This window comes from Pseudomonas haemolytica (assembly GCF_009659625.1).
GTDB lineage: Bacteria > Pseudomonadota > Gammaproteobacteria > Pseudomonadales > Pseudomonadaceae > Aquipseudomonas > Aquipseudomonas haemolytica.
Genome location: NZ_VOIW01000004.1, coordinates 497,888 through 524,538, shown reverse-complemented (window position 1 = coordinate 524,538; position 26,651 = coordinate 497,888). Strand labels below are relative to the sequence as shown.

Annotated in this window: 22 protein-coding genes; 17 read left to right on the top strand and 5 right to left on the bottom strand. The window is 61.3% G+C overall.

The features are described from left to right. Positions 1-24: 24 nt before the first annotated feature. A complete protein-coding gene (locus FRT59_RS16265) occupies positions 25-1,632 on the bottom strand; it encodes an alkaline phosphatase family protein (protein ID WP_034117189.1) in 1,608 nt (535 codons plus the stop codon). A 191-nt stretch (positions 1,633-1,823) separates the two neighbouring features. Continuing rightward, a complete protein-coding gene (locus FRT59_RS16260; RefSeq protein WP_034117190.1) occupies positions 1,824-2,768 on the bottom strand; it encodes a LysR family transcriptional regulator in 945 nt (314 codons plus the stop codon). A 155-nt stretch (positions 2,769-2,923) separates the two neighbouring features. Between FRT59_RS16260 and FRT59_RS16255 the strand changes: the two genes are divergently transcribed. Then, on the top strand, positions 2,924-5,239 hold the full coding sequence (locus FRT59_RS16255; protein WP_034117191.1) for a TonB-dependent receptor: 2,316 nt from the start codon (positions 2,924-2,926) through the stop codon (positions 5,237-5,239). Here the strand turns inward: FRT59_RS16255 and FRT59_RS16250 are convergent. Beyond that, positions 5,210-6,409 (bottom strand): CynX/NimT family MFS transporter, encoded by a 1,200-nt coding sequence (locus FRT59_RS16250; protein WP_153871677.1) that lies wholly within the window; start codon positions 6,407-6,409, stop codon positions 5,210-5,212. The two genes, FRT59_RS16255 and FRT59_RS16250, sit on opposite strands and share 30 nt — an antisense overlap. Positions 6,410-6,518: 109 nt before the next feature. Between FRT59_RS16250 and FRT59_RS16245 the strand changes: the two genes are divergently transcribed. From FRT59_RS16245 to FRT59_RS16195, 11 genes are all read left to right on the top strand, one after another. Continuing rightward, the gene (locus FRT59_RS16245) at positions 6,519-7,370 is read left to right on the top strand and encodes a LysR family transcriptional regulator (protein ID WP_080752926.1); all 852 of its coding nucleotides are present in this window, start codon (positions 6,519-6,521) and stop codon (positions 7,368-7,370) included. Between the two features lie 234 nt (positions 7,371-7,604). Next, positions 7,605-8,414: an energy transducer TonB gene (locus FRT59_RS16240; protein WP_153871676.1), complete on the top strand. Its 810-nt coding sequence runs from the start codon at positions 7,605-7,607 to the stop codon at positions 8,412-8,414. Positions 8,415-8,439: 25 nt separating this feature from the next. Beyond that, entirely contained in the window at positions 8,440-9,162 is a 723-nt protein-coding gene (locus FRT59_RS16235) for a MotA/TolQ/ExbB proton channel family protein (RefSeq protein ID WP_198809710.1), read from the top strand. A gap of 1 nt (position 9,163) precedes the next feature. After that, positions 9,164-9,565: an ExbD/TolR family protein gene (locus FRT59_RS16230; protein WP_005783751.1), complete on the top strand. Its 402-nt coding sequence runs from the start codon at positions 9,164-9,166 to the stop codon at positions 9,563-9,565. 238 nt (positions 9,566-9,803) lie between these two features. Then, positions 9,804-10,385, top strand: a complete 582-nt coding sequence (locus tag FRT59_RS16225) for an alpha/beta hydrolase (protein WP_153838589.1) — start codon at positions 9,804-9,806, stop codon at positions 10,383-10,385. Positions 10,386-10,434: 49 nt separating this feature from the next. Beyond that, positions 10,435-11,358, top strand: coding sequence for a sigma 54-interacting transcriptional regulator (locus tag FRT59_RS16220; protein ID WP_034117198.1), 924 nt, complete (start codon positions 10,435-10,437; stop codon positions 11,356-11,358). A 125-nt stretch (positions 11,359-11,483) separates the two neighbouring features. Beyond that, positions 11,484-12,266, top strand: coding sequence for a MetQ/NlpA family ABC transporter substrate-binding protein (locus tag FRT59_RS16215; RefSeq protein ID WP_034117199.1), 783 nt, complete (start codon positions 11,484-11,486; stop codon positions 12,264-12,266). Between the two features lie 509 nt (positions 12,267-12,775). Next, positions 12,776-13,441: an amino acid ABC transporter permease gene (locus FRT59_RS16210; protein WP_153871674.1), complete on the top strand. Its 666-nt coding sequence runs from the start codon at positions 12,776-12,778 to the stop codon at positions 13,439-13,441. Then, the gene (locus FRT59_RS16205; RefSeq protein WP_034117201.1) at positions 13,422-14,081 is read left to right on the top strand and encodes an amino acid ABC transporter permease; all 660 of its coding nucleotides are present in this window, start codon (positions 13,422-13,424) and stop codon (positions 14,079-14,081) included. Before FRT59_RS16210 ends, FRT59_RS16205 begins: the two co-directional genes overlap by 20 nt. Then, a complete protein-coding gene (locus FRT59_RS16200; protein WP_034117202.1) occupies positions 14,078-14,854 on the top strand; it encodes an amino acid ABC transporter ATP-binding protein in 777 nt (258 codons plus the stop codon). Before FRT59_RS16205 ends, FRT59_RS16200 begins: the two co-directional genes overlap by 4 nt. Then, entirely contained in the window at positions 14,851-15,705 is an 855-nt protein-coding gene (locus tag FRT59_RS16195) for a transporter substrate-binding domain-containing protein (protein WP_034117203.1), read from the top strand. The genes FRT59_RS16200 and FRT59_RS16195 overlap by 4 nt, the downstream gene beginning before the upstream one ends. A gap of 134 nt (positions 15,706-15,839) precedes the next feature. On the opposite strand, the gene FRT59_RS16190 is transcribed toward FRT59_RS16195, so the two are convergent. Continuing rightward, positions 15,840-17,000, bottom strand: coding sequence for an AAA family ATPase (locus FRT59_RS16190; RefSeq protein ID WP_034117204.1), 1,161 nt, complete (start codon positions 16,998-17,000; stop codon positions 15,840-15,842). A gap of 120 nt (positions 17,001-17,120) precedes the next feature. Here FRT59_RS16190 and FRT59_RS16185 point away from each other — a divergent pair, with 120 nt between their 5' ends. From FRT59_RS16185 to FRT59_RS16170, 4 genes are all read left to right on the top strand, one after another. Beyond that, positions 17,121-18,203 (top strand): efflux RND transporter periplasmic adaptor subunit, encoded by a 1,083-nt coding sequence (locus FRT59_RS16185; RefSeq protein ID WP_153871673.1) that lies wholly within the window; start codon positions 17,121-17,123, stop codon positions 18,201-18,203. Next, positions 18,200-19,270 (top strand): efflux RND transporter periplasmic adaptor subunit, encoded by a 1,071-nt coding sequence (locus FRT59_RS16180; RefSeq protein ID WP_153871672.1) that lies wholly within the window; start codon positions 18,200-18,202, stop codon positions 19,268-19,270. The genes FRT59_RS16185 and FRT59_RS16180 overlap by 4 nt, the downstream gene beginning before the upstream one ends. Then, positions 19,267-22,314: an efflux RND transporter permease subunit gene (locus FRT59_RS16175; protein WP_034117208.1), complete on the top strand. Its 3,048-nt coding sequence runs from the start codon at positions 19,267-19,269 to the stop codon at positions 22,312-22,314. The genes FRT59_RS16180 and FRT59_RS16175 overlap by 4 nt, the downstream gene beginning before the upstream one ends. 121 nt (positions 22,315-22,435) lie before the next feature. Next, positions 22,436-24,631, top strand: a complete 2,196-nt coding sequence (locus FRT59_RS16170; RefSeq protein WP_034117209.1) for a glycoside hydrolase — start codon at positions 22,436-22,438, stop codon at positions 24,629-24,631. Positions 24,632-24,736: 105 nt separating this feature from the next. Here the strand turns inward: FRT59_RS16170 and FRT59_RS16165 are convergent, their stop codons facing one another. Beyond that, complete coding sequence (locus tag FRT59_RS16165; protein ID WP_034117210.1) at positions 24,737-25,363, bottom strand: class I SAM-dependent methyltransferase; 627 nt, start codon at positions 25,361-25,363, stop codon at positions 24,737-24,739. A gap of 184 nt (positions 25,364-25,547) precedes the next feature. Here FRT59_RS16165 and FRT59_RS16160 point away from each other — a divergent pair, with 184 nt between their 5' ends. Beyond that, positions 25,548-26,651, top strand: coding sequence for a hypothetical protein (locus tag FRT59_RS16160; RefSeq protein ID WP_034117211.1), 1,104 nt, complete (start codon positions 25,548-25,550; stop codon positions 26,649-26,651).

The following is a 26,651-nucleotide window of genomic DNA, read 5'->3' as shown; positions in this document are numbered from 1 at the left end:
TCCCACATTTAAACCTGTGTCGTTCTACCAGACCCCGATCTGCACCACTTTCTCTGCCTCCGGTTCACCATAACGAAACCTTTGACCACGCAGATCGACTTCTGCATTGCTGATGGTGGTCCGCCGCTTCAACCCGCGCAGCCATTCGAACAGATAACCCAAGTGCGTCTCGCGCACCTGCGCATAGGCGGGGTCGCTGCCCAGGTCGTGGATTTCCTGCGGGTCGTTTTCCAGGTCGAACAGTTGCGGGCGAAAGCCGTCATAGGCCAGGTACTTCCAACGCTCACTGCGCACCATGGTCATGCGGCAACGGTCGATGGGCTGCTCCAGCCGTTCTCGCGCCGGGGCCTGGAACGCGTAGTCGTATTCGGCAATGGCGTAGTGGCGCCAGGTGGTGGGGTTGCCCTGCAACAGCGGGATCAGCGAGCGGCCTTCGAGGCGATGGTCGGCTGCGGGCAGGCCCAGTGCGTCGAGGAATGTTGGCAGGGCATCGATGGTTTCCACCAGGCGTTCATCCACTGTGCCACGGCTGACATCGGCACTGGCGCGCGGGTCGCGCACGATCAACGGCACACCCACCGCAGGCTCGAGCAAAAATTCTTTTTCACCGAGGTAATGATCGCCGAGGAAGTCGCCATGGTCGCTGGTAAACACGATCAGCGTGTCGTCCCAACGGCCAGTGCTTTGCATAAAATCAAACAGCCGCCCGAGTTGATCGTCGATCTGTTTGATTAGGCCCATGTAGGTGGGGATCACCGTGAGGCGCACTTCATCACGGGAAAAATTCAGGCTCTCCTGGTGTTGGCGGAACGCCTGGTACACCGGGTGATCGCTGGTTTGCCCAGGCTGAATGGGCGCCTGGATATGCTCGGCGCCGTATAGCGCGTGATACGGCGCCGGTGCGATGTAGGGCCAGTGCGGCTTGATGTACGACAGGTGCAGGCACCACGGTTGCTCTGCTTGCTCGCGAATAAAGTCGATGGCGCGGTCGGTGGTGTAGACGGTTTCCGAATGCTCTTCGGCCACGCGTGCAGGCTTGCCGGCGTTGCGCATGTGCCAGCCGCTGAGCACTTCACCGTCTTCGCCTTGGGCGGCGTTGGCCCATTCATGCCACGGGTTATGGCCGCTGTAGCCCTGCTCGCGCAGGTAATGGGTGTAGGGCGCGGACTCGCGTTTATCGTCAAACAAAGGGCTGTCGGGGTAGATGCCGTCGTGACGGAAAAAGGCATCGAAACCGACTTCGTTCAACGGCTCGGCCTGGGCGCCGTCAGGGTCGATATGCAAGCGCTGCAAGGCGTCCAGATTGGGCGTGGCGTGGGTCTTGCCCACCAGTGCGGTGCGGATGCCGTGGGGGCGCAGGTAGTCGCCGATCGTCAGCTCTTCCAGCGGCAGCGGCACCGCGTTCCATGCCACTTGATGGCTACTGACATAGCGCCCGGTATACGCCGACATCCGCGACGGTCCGCAGATGGTGCCCTGGGTATAAGCGCGGCTGAAACGCACACCGGCGGCGGCCAGGCGGTCGATATTCGGCGTGTGCAAATGGGCATGGCCGTAGCAAGACAGGTAATCGCGGCGCAGTTGGTCGCACATGATGTAGAGCACGTTGCGCACGGGTTGGGGTCTAGACATGGGGATTTTCCGAACGGAGGACAGGTAGGTTTTTTCGCCGTTCGAGGGGTGCGCTGGCAAGTGCATTTGGGGACTGGGTTCTATGCAGTGAGTGCATGGGTGTTGCTACCGGCGCTTTCGCGAGCAAGCCCGCTCCCACACTTGAAATGCGTTCCAAATGTGGGAGCGGGCTTGCTCGCGAAAGCGCCGGTTCAGACGGCGATATTCTCCAGCGTGCAAACGTCTTCATCCACCTCATCAATCTGCTTGATCTGCTCAATCATCGCCTGCGCCAACGGCGACAACCGATACCCCGCACGGCTGACAATCCCGTAGCGGGTATAACGCTCCTCCAGGTTTTCATCCAGGCCCTCAATCTTCAGGCACACGAGTTCACCCCGAGCCATGTGCAGCACATCGCTGTTGGCGCTGACGATGCCGATGGCGTCTGAACGCAACACCACGCCCATCAGGCTATAGCCGTTTTCACACTCCACATTGGGTTGGTAATCGGGCCGGCCGCTGAGGTCGACGATGACTTTGCGCAGGTTCGGCGGGCGGATAGTCACCGCCAGCGGGTAACTCATCAGCTCGGCAGCGCTGACACTGTCGCGCCCGGCCAAGGGGTGGCCGGCGCGGCAGCAGAAATGCCAGCGGCGCGGGCGCAGGCGGTGGGTGTGGTAGTCGGGGTTGGCTTCGAAGTGGCGGGTGTCGGCGACGAAGAATTCGAACTCTTCGCTGAGCAGGCGTTTGTCCAGGCTTTGCCAGTCATCCACCTGAAACTGCACACGGGCCTTGGGGTAGCGCCCGATAAAACTGCCGATGGCGCGGGGGATCAATCCACCTGCCGGCGCCGGGCCGCAACCGAAGCGCAGTTCACCGGCTTCCAGGCCATTGAACTGGCTGATTTCGTTGGCCAATTGTTGGGCCCCGCTCACCAGCCGCCGCGCATGTTCGAGCAATACCTGGCCCTGCTTGGTGGGCGCCAAGTCCTTGCGGCCACGGTCCACCAGTTGGCAGCCGGCACTGTGTTCCAGGGCCTGGATGCTGCGACTGAACGCCGACTGCGACAGGTTCACGGCCACGGCCGCCGCGACAAAACTGCGTTGTTCGGCGAGGGCGATGAAGTGGCGAAGCTGGCGCAGGTCGATATGCATTTTTCACATCAGAAATATCCGGGAAATGCATTGGCTATGCATTAGGTCGACTCCTTATAAAGGCTATCTCTTATGCAGTAAATGTTCGTAAAAACATAAATAAATAACCTTTTGGAATATCTGTTGACGGATATCTCCGGGTTCTGGAGCCGCTTATGAGTCTGTTCAAGTCCTTGCCCCTGGCCGTGTTGGTGGCCGGTAGCACCAGTTGGTCGCCGGCCCAGGCCGCAGAAACACCCGCATCTGCCAGCAAGGGCGAAAGCGCCAGTGGCCAGCTTGAAACCGTCACCGTCACCGCCAGGCGGCGTACCGAAAGTGCCCAGGCCGTGCCGACGCCCATGAGCGTGGTCGGCGGCCAAGCGCTGGAAACCCAGCGGGTGTACCGCATCCAGGATTTGCAGCAGCTGGTGCCCAGCGTCAACGTCGCCTATATGCATGCGCGCCAGTCCAGCGTGTCGATCCGCGGCCTGGGCAACAACCCGGCCAGCGACGGCCTGGAAGGCAGCGTGGGGCTGTACATCGACAACGTCTATCTCGGGCGCCCGGGCATGGCGGTATTCGACCTGATGGACATCGAGCAGCTTGAGGTATTGCGCGGCCCGCAGGGCACGCTGTTCGGCAAGAACACCACCGCCGGGGTGATCAATATCAGCACGCGCGCGCCGAGCTTTACCCCGGAGCGCAGCATCGAGACCTCCCTGGGCGAGGACGGTTACTTCCAGACCAAGGGCACGATTTCCGGCCCGCTCACCGATGACCTGGCCGGGCGTTTCTCGGCTTATCGCACACGCAGCGACGGCGATATCAAGAACGAACACGACGGCCATGACCTTAACGGCGGCTCACGCCAGGGCTTTCGCGGGCAACTGCTGTACAAGCCCAGCGAGGCGTTCAACCTGCGCTGGATCGGTGACTACAACGAAGAGGATTCCAGCGCCGGCACCCGCGTGCTGTACAGCACCGGGCCGACCATCAATGGCACCAACCTGTATCAAGCTCGGGCCAACGCGGCGGGGGCGACCCTGGTGGATGGCACCCATCGCAAGGTCAACCTGGACAACGACCAGCACGTCACCGTGTTCCAGGGCGGTACCTCGCTGGAGGCCAACTGGACGCTGCCCAGTGACTTTACCCTGACCTCGGTGAGTGCCTACCGCTGGTGGAATTTCACCCCGCGCAACGATGACGGCCTCAACGTACCGGCGTCGTACAACGCCGGGGTGTCGGTGGAAGACAAGCAGTGGTCTCAGGAATTTCGCCTGGCATCGCCCACCGGTGGTTTCTTCGATTACGTGCTCGGGGCCTACTACTTCGGCTCCGACCTGGATAACAAATCCTTCGCCTATTACGGGCCCAAGGCCGATATCTGGAACGGCACGCCGGCCGGTGCGTTGAGCAATGTGAGCAGCGTCGGCAACGGGCATATCCGCACCGACAGTTTTGCGCTGTTTGCCCAAGGCACCTGGCACCTGACCGAGCGCCTGGACTTCACCGCCGGCCTGCGTGGCACCTACGAAGAAAAAAGCGCCTGGGTCACGCGCAATGCTCCGCTGGGCGGCGCTGCTGTCACCGGCGGCGCTGCTACGGCACGGCGCGGGCGTACCGGGGCGTATGACTCGGGCGACCTCAATCAGTACAGCGCCACGCCGTCGGGGCTGCTCAACCTCAGTTATCACTTCAATGAAAACCTGCTGGGCTACGCAACGCTATCCCATGGCGAGAAGTCCGGTGGGGTCAACCTGGCAGTGGGGTCTGCGCCGACGGCCGGGGCCGACTCGCTGCTGATCGGCACCGAGCGCGCCAACAACGCCGAACTGGGGTTCAAGAGCACCTTGTGGGACCGCCGCCTGCAGCTCAATGCCAACCTGTTCTGGACCCAGGTCAACGGCTACCAGACTAACGCCTACGATCAGGACAACCGCGTGCAATACCTGACCAACGCCGGTTCCGTGCGCTCGCGGGGCGTGGAAGTGGAAAGCACTCTGGTGCCGATCAAGGGCCTGACCCTGAATATCAATGGCTCCTTCAATGACGTGAGTTACCTGTCTTACAAAGATGCGCCGTGCCCGCCGGAGGTCAGCCTGCGCCCGGGTGCACCGGCCTCCTGCGACTTGAGCGGCCATCAGGTGGTGGGTGCGTCAAAGTGGATCGCCAATGCCAACGGCGAGTACAAGTGGAACCTGGCTAACGGCTTCGAACCTTACGTCACCGCCAGCTATGCGTTCCGTTCCAAGGCGGTGGGCACGGTGGAAGATTCCGACTACGGGCAGATCCCAGCCTATGCGGTGGTCAACCTGTCCACCGGCCTGCGCGGCAACTATGAGCAGGGGCAGTGGGATGTGTCGCTGTGGCTGAAAAACGCCTTCGACAAAACCTACTACACCACCCTGTGGACCGGCGGTAACGGCGGGTACGAGGGCCTGCTGGGCACGCCGCGCACCTTAGGCGTGACTGGGCGCTACGACTTCTAGGTCGGTGCGATAGGTGGCCGGGCTGAACACCCGTGTCACCAGCAGCATCGCCACCACGGTCACGGCCAGCACCACCCAGGCGCTGACAAAACTGCCGGTGAGTTCGCGCAGCCAACCGGTCAGCCACGGCGAAATCGCATTGATCAAAAAGCCTACGCCTTGCACGAACGCCGCCAGTTGCCCGGCTACGCGAGGGTCGCGATGGTGGTCCAGGGTCAGCAGCAGGCTCAGGGCAAAACATGCGCCCAGGCCGAAGCCTATCAGCGCTACCCACAGGTGCGGGAACTGCTGTGGGGCCATCAGCAGGCCGAGGTAGCCGATGGTTTGCGCCAGCAGGCTGATGCTGAGCAGTGGGCGACGGTCAATGCCGCGTTGCGCCAGCACCGGCATCAACAGTGCAGCGATCACCTGGAAAATGGTCATGAACGCCAGTAATGAACCGCTGGGCAACACGCCCCAGCCCAGTTGCTGATAGTAAGCGGGCAGCCACGCCACCATGCTCATATAGCCGCAATTCACCAAGCCGAAATACAGCGCCAGCAGCCAGGCGCGGCGATTGCGCAAGCCCTCGAACGCAGGCGCCTGCTGAAGATTGCGTGCGGCGCCCAGCGGCAGCCAGGCCCACAACAGCAACGCCCCCAGCGCCGGCAATAACCACACGCCCAGGCCCGCCTGCCATTGCTGGAAATGCGTGGCCACCACCGGGCTGAGCAGCGCCGCCAGCCCACCGCCGGCCATCAGCGAGGCCGAATACACACCCATCGCCACCGGCACGCGGTGATGGAATTGGCGCTTGATCATGGCCGGCACCAACGCCTGGATCAGCGCCACTCCCGCACCGCCGAGCAAGGCGGTGACCAGCAGCGCCGACGCCTGGCCCATCAGCCAGCGCGCCAGGCACGCCAGTAGAATCATCAACAAGCCCAGGGCGATACCGCGACGTTCGCCCAAGCGGGCTTCCACGCGTACGCCCACCAACGCCACCAGCCCCATGCACACCACCGGCAGGCTGGTGAGCAAGGCGCTGCTCTGGAAGCTGAGGCCGGTGGCCTGGCGAATCTCGCCGAGCAAGGGGCTGATGGAGCTGAGGATGGGGCGCAGGTTCAGGCCAAGCACCACCAGCAGGCCCCAGCCGGCAAGTTTGCCCATGAATGAATGGTTAAGCGTCATGCAGGACCTGTCGGGTGCGCGAAAGAGGTATGAAGTATGGAGAGGACACGGGGTATGCTGAAATTAAATATAACCATGCCAATCAGTGGCAAACGCAATGGTGATGCCTTTGTTCGATCCTGTGTTGTTGCGCAGCTTTGTCGCCGTGGTGGATTGCGGCAATTTCACCCGCGCCGCCGAGCGCCTGCATTTGACCCAGTCCACCGTCAGCCAGCAGATCCGCCGCCTGGAAGACGCGGTGGCCTGCCAGTTACTGGATCGCGACCAGCGCCACGTGGTGGCCACCGCCGAGGGCGAGCGTTTGCTCGCGTATGCGCGCCGCATCCTGGCGCTGCACGAAGAAGCCGCTGACGTGTTGATCAACCAGCAAAGCGACGGTGTGCTGCGCCTCGGTGTGCCGGAGGATTTCGCCGCCGAGCGCCTGATGCCGTTGCTCTCGGCGTTTGTCGTGGCCTATCCACGGGTACGGCTGGAAGTCACCAGCGGCCTCGGCCCCGAATTGCAGCGCCAGTACCGAAGCGGTGAGTTCGATGTGTTGCTGGTCAAACAGATGGGCGACAGCGACGACTGTGTAGCGTCATGGCCAGAGCCGTTGTATTGGGTCGACAGCCTGAGCACCCCGGCGCTGGGCCGTGACCCGCTGCCGTTAGTGGCGTTCCCGGTGGGCGGCCTGTACCGCAATGACATGCTCCACCATCTTGAACGGTGCGGCTGGCGTTGGCGTATCGGCTACTCCAGCGCCAGTTTGGCCAGCGTGTGTTCAGCGGTGGCGGCAGGGTTAGGCATCAGCCTGCTGCCGGAGCGGGTGCTGCAACCGGGCCATCGCATACTGGGCGCCGAGAGTGGCTTGCCCGCCGTCCATGGGGTGCGGCTGGCGCTGTATGGCCGCAGTGGCTTGGGCGCTGCGGGGCAGACATTGTTGGGTGAATTGCTGGCGTTATGCGGTGGAAACCCGCACTGACTCATACCTTTGCGGAATATTTTGTATGCCTTTAAGGCATTGAAAAACAACAGCTTGGCGCCAGGCCACGGCGCACGTGGGTTTGGCGCTGACGGGCAGTTTTGTTATTCAATTTTGATCTATTTATAACTTCAAAGATTACTTTAAGAAATAAGTGTCTGGCCCCGATGATTCAGCCCACGACGGCCTTACATGCAGGCCCGTCGGTTTTTCAAAACCGTAGGGAGTGAATCAATGGGCAATGTCCAGACCGCCGCCAGTGCACACGAGGCGCAATGGCGCCAGGCACCGGGTGGTGAGTTGGTCGACCTTGGCCGGCCGCACCGCGCGCCGTTGGGGCAATTGCGAACGCAGAAAACGCCAAAGCGTTTCTCCAGCCGTCGCGAAGGGATTTTGCTCGGTCTGCTGGTGGTGGCCCTGCACGGGGCGGTGATCTATTGGGTGAGCCAGAAGCCCACCCCGGTGCTGCCGATTGTGCCGCCGGAAATTCCGCCGATGACCATCGAATTTTCCCAGCCGGCGCCACCGGTGGTTGAACCGCCGCCGCCTGTACCGCCGCCACCGCCGCCGCCCGTGGTCGAGCCGCCTGCGGTCGTGGATGAACTGGCGGCCAAGCCTGCGCCGCCTAAACCGGTTGCAAAACCCAAGCCCAAACCCGTGCCAAAACCTGAGCCCAAGCCGGCGCCCAAGGCCGTCGAACAGCCGCCTGCACCGCCTACGCCAGCGCCACCGGCTGCGCCCGTACCCGCGGCACCAGCTCCGGTGACACCTGCTTCGGCCAACGCCGCGTACCTGAAGAACCCGGCGCCGGAGTACCCGTCACTGGCTCAGCGTCGCGGGTGGGAAGGTACGGTGTTGTTGCGCGTGCAGGTACTGGCCAGCGGCAAGCCGGGTGAGATCCAGGTGCAGAAAAGCAGTGGTCGCCAGCAACTGGATGACGCCGCATTGGCGGCCGTGAAGCGCTGGAGTTTCGTGCCGGCCAAGCAGGGCGATGTGGCCCAGGATGGCTGGGTCAGCGTACCGATCGATTTCAAGATTCATTAATTATTCGGCTGCACAGAGGGAAAACATCATGGCATTAGCATCTCCACTTGAATCCATCGAAAGCGCGGTGATCTGGCTGCTGGTGGTCTTTTCGGTCGCTACCTGGGGCCTGGCTTTATTGAAGGGTGTGCAGTTCGGTCGCCTGAAGGCCCAGGATCGCAAGTTCCACAAACAGTTCTGGGCGGCGTCGAGTCTCGATTCGGCGGCTGAATTGGCTGAGACCCAACCGGGTGCCGCCGCTCGTGTGGCCCAGGCCGGTTATGCCGCGATCCAGGTGGGCGACGCCACTCACGCTGCCGACTTGAGCCAGGCGATCAATCACCAGGACCGCCTCGAACGTGCCCTGCGCCAGCAGATCGTACGTGAGCGTCGCTCCCTGGAAACCGGCCTGGCGGTGGTCGCCAGTATCGGCAGCACCTCGCCGTTTATCGGCCTGTTCGGCACCGTGTGGGGGATCATGGAAGCGCTGAAGGGGATCAGCGCGGCCGGCTCTGCCAGCCTGGAAACCGTGGCGGGGCCGATTGGCGCGGCGCTGGTGGCGACCGGTGTGGGGATCGCCGTCGCGGTGCCCGCAGTGCTGGTCTACAACTATTTCCTGCGCCGCCTGAAGCTGACGGCGGCAGACCTGGATGACTTTGCCCACGACTTCTACAGCCTGGCGCAAAAGAACGCGTTCCGCGTGTTGCTGCACCCGGCACTGACCAAAGCCAGCGCCGGCCAGCCGCAAAAAGTCAAGGAGGCGTCCTGAGATGGCCTTCTCCACGCAAGACAGTGATGAGGTGCTGAGCGAGATCAACGTCACGCCGCTGGTGGACGTGATGCTGGTGCTGCTGGTGGTGTTTATCGTCACGGCACCGCTGTTGACCAACTCGATCCCGATCAACCTGCCCAAGACCCAGGCCGTGGCGCCGGTGGAGCAGAAAGACCCGCTGGTGGTAAGCATCGACGGCGCCGGCAAGTTGTTTATCAACAAGGACGAAATCCAGCCGGACCTGCTGGAATTCAACCTGCAGTCGGCCAAGGCCAAGGACCCCGATGTGCGGGTGCAACTGCAGGCTGACGATGGAGTGAACTACGGCGAAGTGGCGCGAGCCATGGCGTCGATCGAGCGCGCAGGGATTACCAAGTTGTCGGTGATCACCGCACGTTAGTTTCAACAAGCCTCGACAAGTTTTTGGCCGTTTCCTTGGCAGGGTGCGGCCTTTTTTTTGCCTGCGATTCTGGCTGCACCGCTGTGCTCAATGTGAAAAGAGGGAAAGCCCTCCCACATGTGTACCTCGTGCAGGTTTGTTTTTTTGGTTATTAATAAATAGCTTCTTATTCCTTAACGAATATAACCCCCGTCCCTATACTGGTCAGCAACGTTAAACGCTGCAGGAGGGCACACCCATGCACAGCGAGTCGATTCGTTATCTGATCGTGCCGGGCTGGCAAGGATCGCCAGAAGATCATTGGCAAACCCATTGGCAGCACAGCCTGCCCAACAGCGCACGGGTGGAACAGGCCGACTGGCTGACGCCGCGTCGCGAGGATTGGGTGGCCGCACTGGCCGAAGCCATTGCTGCCGACAGCACACCGGTGATCCTGATCGCCCATAGCCTGGGTTGCATCACCGTGGCCCACTGGGCCGCTACCGCACCCGTGCATTTCTTGCGTCAGGTACGCGGTGCCTTGCTGGTGGCCCCGGCGGATGTCGAGCGCCCAGCCTGTGCGCCCGCCCTGCGTAACTTCGCGCCGATTCCCACCGACCTGCTGCCGTTCCCCAGCCAGGTGGTCAGCTCCGACAATGACAGCGCCGTCAGTGCCCCCCGGGCCCTGGAGTTGGCGCGTCAGTGGGGCGCCGAAGCCGGCATCTTGTCGGGCGCAGGGCATATCAATGTGAAGTCTGGCCACCGCCGCTGGGAGCAGGGTTTCGCCTACCTCTATCGCCTGCAAAATCGCCTCGAGCACCATGCTCGGCGCAGCGCCTAATATTTTTTCAACGCCCCGTCCCTGAGTGGATTGGGGGCGGGAGCCTGCCATGAGTCATGAAACCTTCGGCCAGCCATTGCTGACCTTTCCCGACGCCGAAAAAAGCCCGTTGAGCATCCGCGCCAAGGCGCTGGTGTTTGTCGACCCGCGCTCACGGCAACTGCGTGAAGAGCTGGAAAGCCTCGCTCCGCGTGCCTTGCCCGTATTGATTCGTGGCGAGACCGGTAGCGGTAAAGAGCTGCTGGCGCGACACATCCACCGGGGCAGTGATCGCACGGGCTTGTTCGTATCGGTCAATTGCGGCGCGATCAGCCCTACTTACGCCGATGCCGAGTTGTTCGGCTACGCCGCCGGCAGCCACAGCGGCGCAGCGAGCAGCCGGGCTGGTTGGTTCGGCTCGGCCAATGGCGGCACCTTGTACCTGGACGAGATCGGCGATTTGCCGCTGCCGATCCAAGTGAAGTTGCTCGCGGCCTTGGAAAACCACGAAGTCACCCGCGTCGGAGCTCATCAGCCAAGCCCGGTGGATGTACGCCTGGTGGCCGCCACCAGCATCGACCTGGCCCAGGCTGTGGCCGTCGGCAAGTTTCATGAGCGTCTGTTTCATTACTTGAGTGAAGGGCAGTTGGAGCTGCCGGCGCTGCGCGAGCGGGTCGGGGATATTTTGTCGCTGTCTGAGTATTTTCTCGGTATCTACAGCCAGCGCCTTGACTTGCCCGTGCCGCTGATCAGCGACGCCGCCCAGCATGTGCTGGAACACCACACGTGGCCGGGCAATACCCGTGAACTGGAAAACGTCATTCACTTCGCCTTGCTGGTGAGCAGCGGCGATGAGATTTTGCCCGAGCATTTGAACCTGCCGGTGGCGGGCTCACCGCTGGAGCAGGTGCGACGGATCTATGCCAGTGCCAGCCCAGCCGAGCAGGAATCGCTGCGCAAATTCCTACACGAACAAAATGGAATATCAACGTGAATAAAAGATATTGTTCGGGAATAAAAAATCTAGGTATTGTCCCTTCCACGCCGCGATAGCACTTCGCTGGCACACCACAAAAAACGGTCGTCAGAGACGCCCCGGAATTTCGATAAGGACACTGCATGAAAAAGGTTCTGTTGTTTACCGCACTGGCGGCTGCCCTGACTGCCGGCTTCGCCCAGGCCAACGAGAAACTGGTGGTAGCCGCCACCCCGATCCCGCACGCCGAGATCCTCGAGCTGATCAAGCCGACCCTGGCCAAAGAAGGCGTGGACCTGGAAATCAAGGTCTTCACCGACTACGTGCAGCCTAACGTGCAAGTGGCTGAAAAACGCCTCGACGCCAACTACTTCCAGACCCTGCCGTACCTGGAAAACTTCAACAAGGGCAAGGGCACCAACCTGGTTACCGTGGTCGGTGTGCACGTTGAACCTTTCGGTGGCTACTCGAAAAAGATCAAGAATATTTCCGAGCTCAAGGATGGCGCCACCGTGGCTATTCCGAACGAGGGCTCCAACAGCGGCCGCGCCCTGTTGTTGCTGCAAAAGGCCGGTGTGATCACTCTGAAAGACCCGACCAACGCCTTGGCTACGCCGAAAGACATCGCCAGCAACCCGAAAAACCTGAAATTCAAAGAGCTGGAATCGGCCCTGCTGCCACGGGTGCTGGACCAGGTTGACCTCGACCTGATCAACACCAACTACGCCCTGGAAGCAGGTCTGAACCCGGCCAAGGACGCGTTGATCATCGAAGACGCCAAGTCGCCTTACGTGAACTTCCTGGTGGCTCGCCCGGACAACAAGGACAGCGACGCGATCCAGAAACTGTCCAAGGCGCTGACCAGCCCGGAAGTCAAAGCCTTCATCGAGAAGAAGTACAACGGTGCGGTAGTGCCGGCGTTCTGATGTAACTCAAAACCCCCTTCAAGGTTTGAACGCCGACGGCTATTAAAGCGTCGGCGTTTTTTTACGCCTGAACCTTGGAATGCGGTCAACTGTGGGAGGGGGCTTGCTCCCGATAGCAGTGGTTCAGCCAGCGCATCTGCGACTGACAGACCGCTATCGGGAGCAAGCCCCCTCCCACAGTTGATCTTCATCTCACATTTGATTCTCAGTGTTTCAGAGCGCGCGGCTGTTGATCGCCCTGCGCAACGCCACCAACCATTTCACCAACTCCTGCGGATCAATCGGTTTCGCTTCGTTCATCGTTCATTCCCTCGAAACACAGACCCTTCAACCATAGCCTGCACCTGCCCACCCCGCGAATTCGGCGGTTATCTTTTTGGGTGATATCAATATGCTATTTAGGTATTTAAATTTTACTTTTTATACCTTTAAAGTTCGCGCTACCCGGCGTTACCCACGCCGGAACGGATTGCGCTCGCCGCCTTACCCCGCGGCGTCATGGACTCAAGATGACCTTCGATTTCGCATTTATCCTCAGCACCCTGCCGGCCTTTCTCAAGGCCGTGGGCGTGACGTTGCAAGTGGGCCTGATCGCCATTACCACCTCCTTGCTGGTGGCGCTGATCAATGCCGCGCTGCTGGTGTTTCGCACGCCGTACCTGTCGCGCCTGGTGGCGCTGTACGTGGAGCTGGCGCGTAATACGCCGCTGTTGATCCAACTGTTTTTCGTCTACTTCGCGCTGCCGGCCCTGGGTTTGAATATCTCCGGGTTCTGGGCCGCGATTATCACCATGACCTTCCTTGGCGGCGCTTACCTCACCGAAGTGCTGCGCGCCGGGGTGGAAGCGGTGCCACTGGCGCAGATCGAGTCGGGCAAGTCCATCGGCCTGTCCGACTGGCAACTGCTGCGCCATGTGATCCTGCCCCAGGCCGGCATCCTCAGCCTGCCGGCGCTGTTCGCCAACTTTATCTTCCTGCTCAAGGAAACCACGGTGGTCTCCGCCGTGGCGGTGCCGGAGATTCTCTACACCACCAAGAGCTACATCGCTCTCTACTACAAGACCTACGAAATGCTCGCCGTGTTGACGTTGATTTGCGTGCTGCTGTTCCTGCCGTTGTCGCTGTTGCTCAGCCGCTTGGAAAGGAGGCTCCAGCATGGCCAGTTCGGGTCTTGAGTTGTTGTGGGTGTCGTTGCCGCAACTGGGCAAGGGCGCTGCGCAAACCCTGTCGATTTCTTTCTTGAGTATTGCGTTCAGCACCGTGGGCGGTGTGTTGTACGGCGTGCTACGTACCTTGAATAAGCGGCTGATCAACGCGGTGCTGCGGGTTTACCTGGAGCTGTTTCGCGCGATTCCGGTACTGGTGTGGTTGTACCTGCTGTTTTTCGGCTTGCCGATTTTCTTCGGCTTGAGTATTCCGAGCTTCTGGTGTGCGGTGCTGGTGCTGTCGTTGTGGGGCGCCAGCGAGGTCGGCGAAGTGGTGCGCGGCGCACTGCATTCGCTGCCCCGTGGCCAGCGCGAAGCGGGCTTGTCGATTGGCCTGTCCGACCCACAGTTGTACGGCTATGTGCTGCTGCCACAGGCCCTCAAGCGCATGACCCCGCCGACCATCAACGTCTACACGCGCATCATCAAGACCAGCTCCCTGGCGGTGCTGATCGGCGTGGTGGATGTGATCAAGGTCGGTCAGCAAATCATCGAGCGCACCTACGAATCGGTATTGATCTACGGCGCGCTGTTCCTGTTTTTCTTCTTTATCTGCTACCCGTTGTCGGCCGCCTCCAAGGTGCTGGAACGGCGCTGGGCCCAAGCATGAGCGCATTGATCGAGTTCCAGGGTTTCAACAAATTCTTCGGCGAACAGCAGGTGCTCAAGGGCATCGACCTGAGTGTGCAAAGCGGCGAAGTAGTGGTGATCCTCGGCCCCAGTGGCTGTGGCAAAAGCACCTTGCTGCGTTGCCTCAACGGGCTGGAAGTCGCGCACAGCGGCAGCCTGCGTTTCGCCGGTAACGAGCTTTTGGACAAAAGCACCGACTGGCGCCAGGTACGCCAGGACATCGGCATGGTGTTCCAGAGCTACCACCTGTTCCCGCACATGAGTGTGCTCGACAACATCCTGCTCGGCCCGCTGAAGGTGCAAAAGCGCGACCCCCGTGAGGCCCGTGAGCAGGCAGAAAAACTCCTCGAGCGCGTGGGCCTGGCCGACAAGCGCGATGCCTTCCCACGCCAGCTCTCCGGCGGCCAGCAGCAACGCATTGCCATCGTCCGCTCGTTGTGCATGAACCCCCAGGTGATGCTGTTTGACGAAGTCACCGCCGCACTCGACCCGGAGATGGTCAAGGAGGTACTGGAGGTGATCCAGGGCCTGGCCCGCGATGGCATGACCCTTTTGATTGTGACCCACGAAATGGCCTTCGCCCGCGCCGTCGCCGACCGCGTGGTATTCATGGAGGCCGGCCGCATCCTCGAACACAACACCCCCGAGGCATTCTTTACGAACCCGCAGACCGCACGCGCGCAGCAGTTCCTGGAGAAGTTCTCCTTTGTTTCAACACTGCCCAAGAAAACCAAGGAACTGGAGCTGATATGAAAAAGTTACTGCTGCCACTGTTTGCCGTCGCCCTACTGGCCGGCTGCGATAAAAAGGCCGAAGAGCCCACCAAACCGGCGGCTGCCGCCGTAAGTTCCATTGATAAGATCAAGGCGCGGGACAAGCTGATCGTGGGTGTCTTCACCGACAAACCACCGTTCGGCTTTGTGAACGAAGCCGGTCGCTACGTCGGCTTCGATACCGACATCGGCCGACAATTTGCCAAGGACCTGCTGGGCGACGAAAACAAGGTTGAATTCGTTGCCGTGGAGCCGGCCAGCCGCATCCCATTCCTGCAAAGCGACAAGGTCGATTTGATCCTCGCCAACATGACCGTGACGCCTGAGCGCAAGGAAGCGGTGGACTTCACCAACCCCAACCTGAAAGTCGCGGTACAGGCCCTGGTGCCGAACGAAAGCGCGGTAAAAAGCCTGGATGACCTGGCGACCCGCACCACCATCGTCACCACTGGCACCACCGCCGACATCTGGCTGACCAAGAACCACCCGGACTGGAAGCTGCTCAAGTTCGAGAAAAACTCCGAGTCGCTGCAAGCGTTGTCGGCGGGTCGTGGTGACGCCTATGCCCAGGACAACCTGGTGCTGTTCAGCTGGGCCAAGCAGAACCCGGGCTACCGCGTGCTGGAAGAGAAACTTGGTGATGAAGCACCCATTGCCCCGGCGGTGAAGAAAGGCAATATCGAACTGCGCGACTGGGTGAATGCCGAGTTGGCGAAGCTGGGTGAGGAGAAGTTCTTGCTCAAGCTCTATGACCAATATGTGCGTAAAGAGCTGAGCGATGACACCAAGCCTGAGAGTGTGATTGTTGAAGGCGGGAAGTGGCAGGGCTGATTCCTGGTTCGTGTAGTGACTGAACTACCGCTTTCGCGAGCAAGCCCGCTCCCACATTTGACCGAGTTCCCTCTTTGGAATGCAGGCTAATGTGGGAGCGGGCTTGCTCGCGAAGAGGCCGGCACTGTCACCGCCTACTCCGGCCAATGCCAGGCGGGTGCATCCAGAATCCCTTGCCCAACTATCTGGGTCTCCCCCAACACTTTCTCCAACACAATCGAATTACACCCTTCATCCTGCTGCAACGCCGCAATCAAGCGACTGGCATGGGACACCACCCACACCTGGCAGTTATCCGACGCCTGGATAATCAAGCGCGCCAACGCTGGCAACAGGTCCGGATGCAGGCTGGTCTCGGGCTCGTTCAACACCATCATGGTCGGTGGCCGTGGCGTCAGCAGCGCGGCGATGAGCAGCAGATAGCGCAAGGTGCCGTCCGACAACTCCGCTGCCGACAAGGGGCGTAGCAGACCTTCCTGGTAAAACTCGATTGCAAAGCGTCCGCCCTGTAGGGGCTCGATGTTCAACCGTGCGCCGGGGAACGCATCGCCCACGGCGCGCTGCAACGCCTCGGGGTCGCCGATTTCGCGGATGGTCTGCAAGGCCGCGGCGAGGTCGCGGCCGTCGTGGTGCAGCACTGGCGTGCGCGTGCCCAATTGCGGTTGGCGTGCAGGCGCGTCTACGTCACTGCGAAAGTGGTCATAAAAGCGCCAGCCGCGAATGTTCTCCCGCAGCATCAACACCTCCGGCGAGCCTCGCAGGCTGCCCACCTGGTCGAACAGGCTGTGATAGGCGGGCGTGTGCTGGGCCAGGACATCCCAGCCACGACCGTCACGGGCCCGCACCATTGGGCCGGAGCGCTGCACGAGCAGGCTGGCGGGGCGATAGAGAGGGCCCGCCCAGATGCATTCCTTTTTCACCTCTGGGTCCAGCGAGAAATAACTGATGCCTGGCGAAGGCAGCCCCATGGAGATGGCGTAGCTGAAATCTTCCCCGGCAAAACCCAGCCGCAGGCGTTTGACGCTGTGGCGCGCAGTCGCCTGAATCGGCACATCGCCGTCACGCATGCGCCGGCTGATGGTTTCCGGCCCGGCCCAGAAGGTCGAATCCAGCCCGCCTTCACGGGCCAGGGCATTGATCACCCCACCCTGGGCGGTTTCCGCCAGCAGGCGCAGGGCGCGATACAGGTTGGACTTGCCGCTGCCATTGGGCCCGGTCACCAGATTCAACCGGTCCAGGGGCACCACCAATTTATTGATCGAGCGGTAATTGGCCACCGCGAGGGTTTTCAACATGTGCTTTTAGCCAGCGTGGGAACCATTGGAGTATGGGATCCTCCATGCAGATAAGGAACCCTGATCTAAGCTCACAGTCGCATACACACTTGCACATCGTGTCCCGCAAAAGGAGCCGGCATGGGCGGTCGCATTTCGATATCCATTTTCAGCCTTGGCCTCCTGGCGCTGCTCAGTGGCTGTGGCCAAGACAAAGCCGAACCCAAGCAGCATTCCCGGGTGTTTGTGCAAACCGTGCAGTCAGCGGATTTTGCCGCGGCGGTAACGCTGACCGGGGATATCCAGGCACGGGTGCAGACCGACCTGTCGTTTCGCGTGGGCGGCAAGATCATCCAGCGCATGGTGGACGTGGGCGACCGCGTGAGCGCCAAGCAAGTGCTGGCCAGGCTCGACCCCAAGGATTTGCAGACCAACGTCGATTCCGCCCAGGCCCAGGTCGTGGCCGAGCAGGCACGGGTCAAGCAGACCGCTGCGGCCTTTGTGCGCCAGGAAAAACTCCTGCCCAAAGGCTACACCAGCCGTAGCGAATACGACGCCGCCCAGGCCGCGTTGCGCAGCAGCCAAAGTGCCTTGGCCGCCGCTCAGGCGCAGTTGGCCAATGCCCGCGAACAGTTGGGCTACACCGCGTTGGTCGCCGATGCCCCAGGGATTATCACCGCGCGCCAGGCCGAAGTCGGCCAGGTGGTACAAGCCACCGTGCCGATCTTCAGCCTGGCCCGGGATGGTGAGCGCGACGCAGTGTTCAACGTCTATGAATCCCTGCTGGTGGAGCCGCCGCCGGATGCGCCGATCACCGTCAGCCTGCTGGATAACCCGAGCATCAAGGCGGTGGGCAAAGTCCGTGAAGTGACCCCTGCCGTGGCCGCCAATACCGGCACCCTCCAAGTGAAGATCGCCCTGCAAAGCCTGCCCAAAGGCATGGAGCTGGGGTCGGTAGTGAGCGCCACTGCCAATGGTCCGGCCAAGGCCAGCATCGAACTGCCTTGGTCGGCGTTGACCAAAGACCTCAGCGAACCCGCCGTGTGGCTGGTGGATGCCGACGGCAAGGCGCAACTGCATAAGGTCAGCGTGGCGCGTTACCTCACTGGCAAAGTGATTATTGGCGACGGCCTCAAGGGCGGTGAAAAGGTCGTGGTGGCCGGTGGGCAATTGCTGCACCCGGGCATGCAGGTCGAAATCGCCCAGCCAGGAGCCCACCCATGAAGCACCTGACGGTTGTACTCGCTGCCAGCCTGCTGCTGATGGCCTGCTCCAAGGAAGAAACGCCGCCAGAACCGGTACGCCCGGTGCTGTCCATGGAAGTGAAGGCTGAAGACCAGGAAAACCTCGGCCGCTTCGCTGGCACCATCCAGGCCCGCTATGAAAGCAACCTGGGGTTCCGTGTGTCCGGTCGCATCGCCCGCCGCGCCGTGGACGTGGGTGCCGAAGTGGAGAAGGGCGCGTTGCTTGCCGTACTCGACCCCACCGACCAGCAGAACCAGTTGCGCGCCGCCCAGGGCGACCTGGCTCGCGTGCAGGCGCAGTTCATCAACGCTCAGGCCAATGCGCGCCGGCAACAGGAGCTGTTCAACCGCGGTGTTGGCGCCCAGGCCCAACTGGATGTGGCCCAGACCGACCTGAAAACCACACAGGCGACCCTCGACCAGGCTCGTGCTTCGGTCAACCAAGCCAAGGATCAACTCAACTACGCCGAACTGCGCACCGATCACGCCGGCATCGTCACCGCCTGGAATGCCGAGGCCGGCCAGGTGGTCAGCGCCGGCCAGCAAGTGGTGACCCTGGCCCGCCCGGACATCAAGGAAGCGGTGATCGACCTGCCCGCCGGCCTGGCCGAGCGCCTGCCTGCGGATGTGGTGTTTCTGGTCGCCGGGCAACTTGACCCCAGCGTGCATACCACCGCTGTCGTGCGCGAGATCGAACCCCAGGCCCAAAGCGCCACGCGCACCCGCCGCGCACGCCTGAGCCTGGCCGAAACACCGCCCGCGTTCCGCCTGGGCACGGCGATCAGCGTAACGTTGAGCACCGCCATCGCCCCACGCATCGAGCTGCCCCTGAGCGCGTTGCAGGAAGGCGACGGCAAGACCCGCATCTGGTTGCTCGACACACATACCCAGACTGTACAGCCACGCGAGGTCACGGTGCTGAGCCGTAGCGCCAACAGTGTCTTGCTCAATGGCGGCGTCAAACCCGGCGAGCGTATTGTCACCGCCGGCGTGAACAGCCTGAAACCCGGGCAGAAAGTCAAAATCGACGAGGGCAGCCCGCAATGAAAGGGAGCTTCAACTTATCCGACTGGGCCCTCAAGCATCAGTCCTTCGTCTGGTACCTGATGTTCGTCGCGCTGCTGATGGGCGTGTTCTCGTACATGAACCTGGGCCGCGAGGAAGACCCCTCGTTCACCATCAAGACCATGGTCATCCAGACTCGCTGGCCGGGTGCGACCCAGGAAGAAACCCTCAAGCAGGTGACTGACCGCATCGAGAAAAAACTCGAAGAGCTGGACTCCCTCGACTACGTGAAAAGCTACACCCGGCCGGGCGAGTCCACGGTATTCGTGTTCCTCAAGGACACTACCAGCGCCAAGGCCATCCCGGACATCTGGTACCAGGTACGCAAGAAGATCGACGACATTCGCGGCACCTTCCCCCAGGGCTTGCAGGGGCCGTCGTTCAACGATGAGTTCGGTGATGTGTTCGGCTCGGTGTACGCCTTTACCGGCGACGGCTTGTCGATGCGCCAATTGCGTGACTATGTGGAGCAGGTGCGCGCCGAGATTCGTGCGGTGCCAGGGCTGGGCAAGGTCGAGATGATCGGCCAGCAGGACGAAGTGATCTACCTGAATTTCTCCACGCGCAAGCTCGCGGCCTTGGGCATTGATCAGCGCCAAGTGGTGCAAAGCCTGCAATCGCAAAACGCCGTGACCCCCGCCGGGGTGATCGAGGCCGGGCCGGAGCGCATCTCCGTGCGCACCTCCGGGCAGTTCGCCTCGGAGAAAGACCTGGCCAACGTCAACCTGCGCCTCAATGACCGTTTCTACCGGTTGGCGGACATTGCTGATATCAGCCGTGGTTACGTCGATCCGGCGCGGCCGATGTTCCGTTTCAACGGCAAACCCGCCATTGGCTTGGCCATCGCCATGCAGAAGGGCGGCAATATCCAGTCGTTCGGCAAGGCCCTGCACCAACGCATGGACGAACTGACCGCCGACCTGCCGGTGGGCGTCGGCGTGCACAAGGTTTCCGACCAGGCCGAAGTGGTGGAAGAGGCCGTCGGCGGCTTTACCAGTGCGCTGTTCGAGGCGGTGATCATCGTGCTGGTGGTGAGTTTTATCAGCCTGGGTATGCGCGCGGGATTGGTGGTGGCGTGCTCGATTCCGCTGGTGCTGGCGCTGGTGTTCGTGTTCATGGAGTACAGCGGCATCACCATGCAGCGTGTGTCACTTGGCGCGTTGATCATCGCCCTCGGCTTGCTGGTGGATGACGCGATGATCACCGTAGAGATGATGATCACGCGCCTGGAAAAAGGCGAAACCAAGGAACAGGCGGCGACCTACGCCTACACCTCCACGGCGTTCCCGATGCTCACCGGCACCCTGGTGACTGTGGCCGGCTTCGTACCCATTGGCCTCAACGCCAGTTCGGCGGGTGAGTACACCTTTACGCTGTTCGCGGTGATCGCCGTGGCGATGCTGGTGTCGTGGGTGGTGGCGGTGCTGTTTGCGCCGGTGATCGGTGTGCATATCCTCAGCGCCAATGTGAAACCCCACAATGCCGAGCCGGGGCGCATTGGTCGTGCCTTCAACGGCGGCATGCTGTGGGCGATGCGCAACCGCTGGTGGGCCATCGGTATCACCGTGGGCCTGTTCGTGGCGTCGGTGTTTTCCATGCAATTTGTGCAGAACCAGTTCTTCCCGTCGTCGGATCGCCCGGAAATCCTCGTCGACCTCAACCTGCCGCAAAACGCCTCGATCAACGAGACGCGCAAGGCTGTCGATCGCCTGGAAGCGATCATCAAGGACGATCCGGACATTGCTCGCTGGAGCACCTATATCGGCCAGGGCGCGATCCGTTTCTACCTGCCGCTGGACCAGCAGTTGGAAAACCCGTACTACGCGCAGCTCGTCATTGTGAGTAAGGGCCTGGAAGAGCGCGGTGCCTTGATCGCCCGTCTGCAACAGCGCCTGCGCGATGATTTTGTCGGCATCGGCAGCTACGTGCAGCCGCTGGAAATGGGCCCGCCAGTGGGGCGGCCGATTCAGTACCGTGTGTCGGGCAAAGACATTGATCAGGTACGCAAGCACGCCATCGAACTGGCCACCTTGCTCGACCAGAACACCCACTTGGGCGAGATCATCTACGACTGGAACGAACCGGGCAAAGTGCTGCGCGTGGATATCGCCCAGGACAAGGCGCGGCAACTGGGGCTGTCGTCGGAAGATGTGGCGCAGTTAATGAACAGCGTGGTCAGCGGCGCCTCGGTGACCCAGGTGCACGATGATATCTACCTGATCAACGTGGTCGGCCGCGCCGAAGATGCCGAACGCGGCACTCCGGAGACCTTGCAGAACCTGCAGATCGTCACGCCCAACGGCACTTCGATTCCGCTGCTGGCGTTCGCCACCGTGCGTTACGAACTGGAGCAGCCGCTGGTGTGGCGCCGCGACCGCAAACCGACTATCACCGTCAAGGCGGCGGTGCGCGATGAGATGCAGCCGACGGACTTGGTCAAGCAACTGGCACCGACCATCGAGAAGTTCGGCGCTGACTTGCCAGTGGGCTACAAAGTCGCCACTGGCGGCACTGTGGAAGAAAGCGGCAAGGCCCAGGGGCCTATCGCCAAGGTGGTGCCGTTGATGCTGTTCCTGATGGCGACCTTTCTGATGATCCAGTTGCACAGCGTGCAGAAGATGTTCCTGGTGGCGAGCGTCGCGCCGCTGGGCCTGATCGGCGTGGTGCTGGCGTTGATTCCCACGGGCACGCCCATGGGCTTTGTCGCGATCCTGGGTATCTTGGCGCTCATCGGCATCATCATCCGCAACTCGGTGATTCTGGTGACGCAGATCCACGAGTATGAAGTGGCTGGCTACACGCCGTGGGATGCGGTGGTGGAAGCCACCGAGCACCGCCGCCGGCCGATCCTGCTCACGGCTGCCGCAGCGAGCCTGGGCATGATCCCCATTGCCCGCGAAGTGTTCTGGGGGCCGATGGCCTACGCGATGATTGGCGGGATTATCATTGCGACGTTGCTGACGCTGCTGTTTTTGCCGGCCCTGTACGTGGCCTGGTACAAGATTCGTGAGCCGGAAAAACAATAGACCTGACCATCGGTGCCTTCTTGCAAGGATGTAAGAAGGTTCCTGGAAACACTTTCCCTACAGTCGACCGGTGTTAAGTGTTTTACCCTCCGGGCCTGATCTTGTTTGGAAGGCCCACGTCATGCGCCGTTTAGTGCTGGTTTTTTGCCTGTTGCTGTCTCCCCAACTCTTCGCCGGCACCGTGCTGGAAAATGCGCGGTGGCGCGTCGAACTCGACCCCGCCACGTTGGCGCTGCGCGTTACGCCCGCGGGCGAGGCCTCGGTGCAGGCCTCCAGCGGTGTGGCCGCACACGCCGTCGCCGATATGCAGGCCGATGCTGAGCAGGCCTCTTGGCAATGGGACAACGGCGCCTATCGCTTGACCGCGCGGCTTGAGCAGCGCGACCTTTCCTTGACCATCAACGCACGCGATCCGGGTGAGTTGCCCTTGCTGCGCCAGCCCGCCGCGGCCATGGGCCAAGGCTTGATCTGGCCCTTGGCCGAAGGGCATTACGTGCCCGCCGGCAACGGCGTATGGAAGACCTTTTTGCTGGAGCAAGGCGAGGTCAACACCACGCAGGACCTCAGCCTGCCGTTATGGGGTGTGGATCACGGCAGCTTTACCTTGAACTGGCTGCTGACAAACCCTTACAACAACCGCTTGGAGTGGTCGGCCGACGGTGAAGGGCTGGCGCTTTCCTTGGCCCATGAATTCACCCGCCTCGAGCCTTCGGCGCCGATGACCTTGCGTCTGCACTTGGGCGCTGCCGACCCATTGGCCGGGGCTAAACGTTATCGTCAATGGTTGGTGGAGCAAGGGCGCTATGAGCCATTGCTGGATAAGCTGCGCCAAACACCAGAGGCTGAAAAACTGCTGGGTGCCAGCCATGTCTACCTGTGGGGCAATGACCTGTTGGGGCTGGATGATGTGCGCGACTGGCCGCTGCTGTTGAAGTTGCTGCGCGGCCATGAACTCATGGGTTTGCTGGACAAAGAGGCAGCGCAGGTGCTGGCTCAAACTGGCACGTTGGACCGCTATCAAAAGACCGTGCTGTTGCGCGGCGTCAACTCGGCGATCAACAAAAAAGCCCGGCAAACCTGGCAGGCCACTGACGAGCCGGACATGCTCAAACTTGCCGAGGGTTATGGCGCATTGCGTCATAAACTGGCCACAGCGTTTGCCGGCGCCTTGCGTGACAACCCCGAAACCTGGGGCAGTACCCTGTCGGCCAAGACCCTCAAGTCGCTGCAAGACGCTGGGCTCCAGCGCCTGCTACTGACCCTGGGCGAAGGGTGGGAAGGTGGCCTCTGGCACCCCGAAGCGGTTCAGGCGGGCGTCAACGCCGGCTACCTGATGGCGCCGTACGATTCCTATGAAACCGCGTTATCCACCACTGAAAACCCGGACTGGACCACTGCTCACCTTGGCGCCAAAGCCTATCGTGACTGCGCCATCGTGTTGAAAAACGGCACGCTCAAGACGGGTTTCCAGCAATCGGGCCACTACACCGACCCACGCTGCGTACGGCCACTGCTGGAGGCGCGAACCAAGGCAGTGCAAGCCAGGGCTGGGTTCAATGCGTGGTTCCTCGATGCCTACGCCACCAGCATGGTCTTCGACAGCTACCGTGACGGCGCCGCAATGACCCAGGCGCAAAACGCCGAAGGCAATATCGACGCTTCCCGCTGGCTCAACAGCGTACTCAAGCTGCCGGCGGGTTCCGAAGACGGCAACGCGATCACCGCTCAAGGCATCCTGTTCGCCCACGGTATGCAGACCCCAGTGATTGGCTGGGGCGACCGTCAGATGACCAAGGACAAACAGTCGCCCTATTACGTCGGCAACTGGTACCCGCCGGAGCAACCGGCGGTGTTTTTCAAACCCGTGCCATTGAAAGAGCCGTTTCGCACGGTGTATTTCGAACCGAGCATGCGCCTGCCGTTGTACCAGGCGGTGTTCCACGGTTCGGTCATCACCACCCACCATTGGCTGTTCGATAGCCTGAAGTTGAGCAATGTGCAGGTTGAGAATGAGTTGACCCAACTGCTCTATAACGTGCCGCCGCTGTATCACCTCAGCGCTGCGACACTCAAGCAGCGTTTGCCGGTGATTCAACGCCAGGACCGGTTTTTCCGGCCGCTGCATCAGCGCTTGGCGACCCAGGCAATGACTGATTTTCGCTGGCTGACAGCGGACAAACAGGTGCAGGAAACCACCTTTGCCGACGGGACACGGTTGGTGGCGAATTTTTCGGCTGGGGAAAAACACGGGTATGCCGGGCACAGCGTGACGGCGTTGGTGGCGGGTGAAAAACCGGTGGTGTATCAGATGGATTAGTCGTGCCAGTGAGGCCTTCGCGAGCAAGCCCGCTCCCACATTTGGAATGCGTTCCCCTGTGGGAGCGGGCTGGCTCGCGAAGACGTCAGACCAAACAACGCAGATCTATAGTTTGCGCCACACACTCGCCAACCAAGGCTGCTGCTCCCGCGGCAACCCAGCAGGCCGGTAGTAATGCTCCAGCTCTTCAAACCCCGCTTCAGTCAGCAGCGCCCGCCACGCCTGCAGGTCGTGATAGGCCCCATACCGTGGCCCATTCCAGCCTTCCTGGTTTTCGCCCCGAGGGTTGGAGCTGAACAGCACGCCCCCGGGCTTCAACGTGCCATGCAGTTGTTTGAGAATGCGCGGCAGTTCCTGCTTGGGAATATGAAACAGCACCGCATTGGCAAACACCCCATCGAAGCGCTCGGCGGGCAGGTCCAGCTTGAGAAAATCCTGCTGCAACACCTCACAGCCGCTGTCCTCCCGCGCCATTTGCGCGAAACGCTCAGAGCCATCGAGCCCCACGGCGATATGCCCCATGCGCGTGAAGGTCTGCAAATCCCGGCCCGGCCCGCAACCGAAATCCAGCACGGTAAAGGGCGCCGAGCTCTGGATATGCCGCAGCAGCGCGTCGATGTTCTGGCTCACATCGTGATCGCGGGTGCCGTCACGGAAGTCTTCGGCCACTTTGTTGTAATGGCCGAGGGTGGTGGCGGTGATTTGGTCGAGGTCGTCGGGGGCGAGTTTCATGGCGTGGCGCACCGCTGCGGTTGAGGTCGTCGGACTATACCTCAGGGCGCATCTCATGCCGTTGAAAGACGTGTAATCGGTGTAGGGTCTTTCATGGTGTTTGTCCCGTGGATATCTGACATACCGCGTTGCCAGACTCTGGGTAACATTCGGCCCTTAATTAATTAAAGAGGGCTGTAAATCCATGGAAGAGGAAAATCGTCCACTCGCAGGTAAGAAAGTCACTGCGAACAAGGTGGACCAATACGCCACGAAATTGAGCAACGGGCTGCTGTGGCTCAATGAGCGTGCCTGGCCGCTGACGGTGGGGATTCTGTCAGTGGCGGGTTTGTATTTGTACCAGTACATCCAGGTGGAAAAAGTACCCCTGAGTATCTTGTCGGCGGCTGCGTTCACCGCATTGCCGGCCATGTTCGCCATGTTGGTGTTCGTGATCGGCATGATGGGCGCGTCGATCCTGATCCCCACGTTCATCTTGTTCAAGCGCTTGAACAGCACAGGCGTGCGCCTCAGTGATCAACTCAATCTAAGCCCGCTGTCGCCGCAAGTGACGGCCCAACACCGACGGTTATTGCTGCACTGGGCTGCCAGCCTGGTCGTCATGGGTATCTTCTGGATGTCCGCCGTGTACCTGTCGGTGAACGCCGAAAGTGGACCCTTGCTGACCATCAGCTGGATCGTGGCGATCGTGGTGGCGGTACTGGCCTATGTCGGCATCATCATTCGTGCCCGTCCCGCCCAGGTTGCACTGCGTGACCTGTCCGGCGAATTCTGGCTGGCCAGTGTCGGTGCCGGCGTCGTTCAGATGCTGGTGATCCTGATGGTGACGGTGCCGGTCTCCCGCGCCTTCCGCGAGTATTCCGACAGTGCAGTGCTCTTTGCACCGTTCATGTTTGCCGAACTGGTCGTGCTGTTCCTTGTCCAGGGGTGTGGCGCCTGTCTGGTGGTGTGCATGCGGGATCACAAGAACCCGGTTGCGTTCGCGTCACTGGCGGCCTTTGCGCTTATAGTTTTCCTGGGGCTGATCCCCTCGAGCGGGTCGAAATTGGGTGGGTTGCCGCTGCAAGGCTCCGCTTCGGGAGGGCGCGTTTGTACGCTGATGACCTGGACCGGTGAGGCCAAGGTTCCCCGCGTGCTGGTGGACGCCGATAACCCGCAGCGCAGCGTCAAGCTGCGGGTAATGGCCGACTCAGACGGCAGCTATATCGTGCGACCCTGGCAGGCCAAGGAAAAAACTATCACCTTCGTGCCACACGCCAGCGTCGCCCAGTTGGATGAGTGCCCGTGA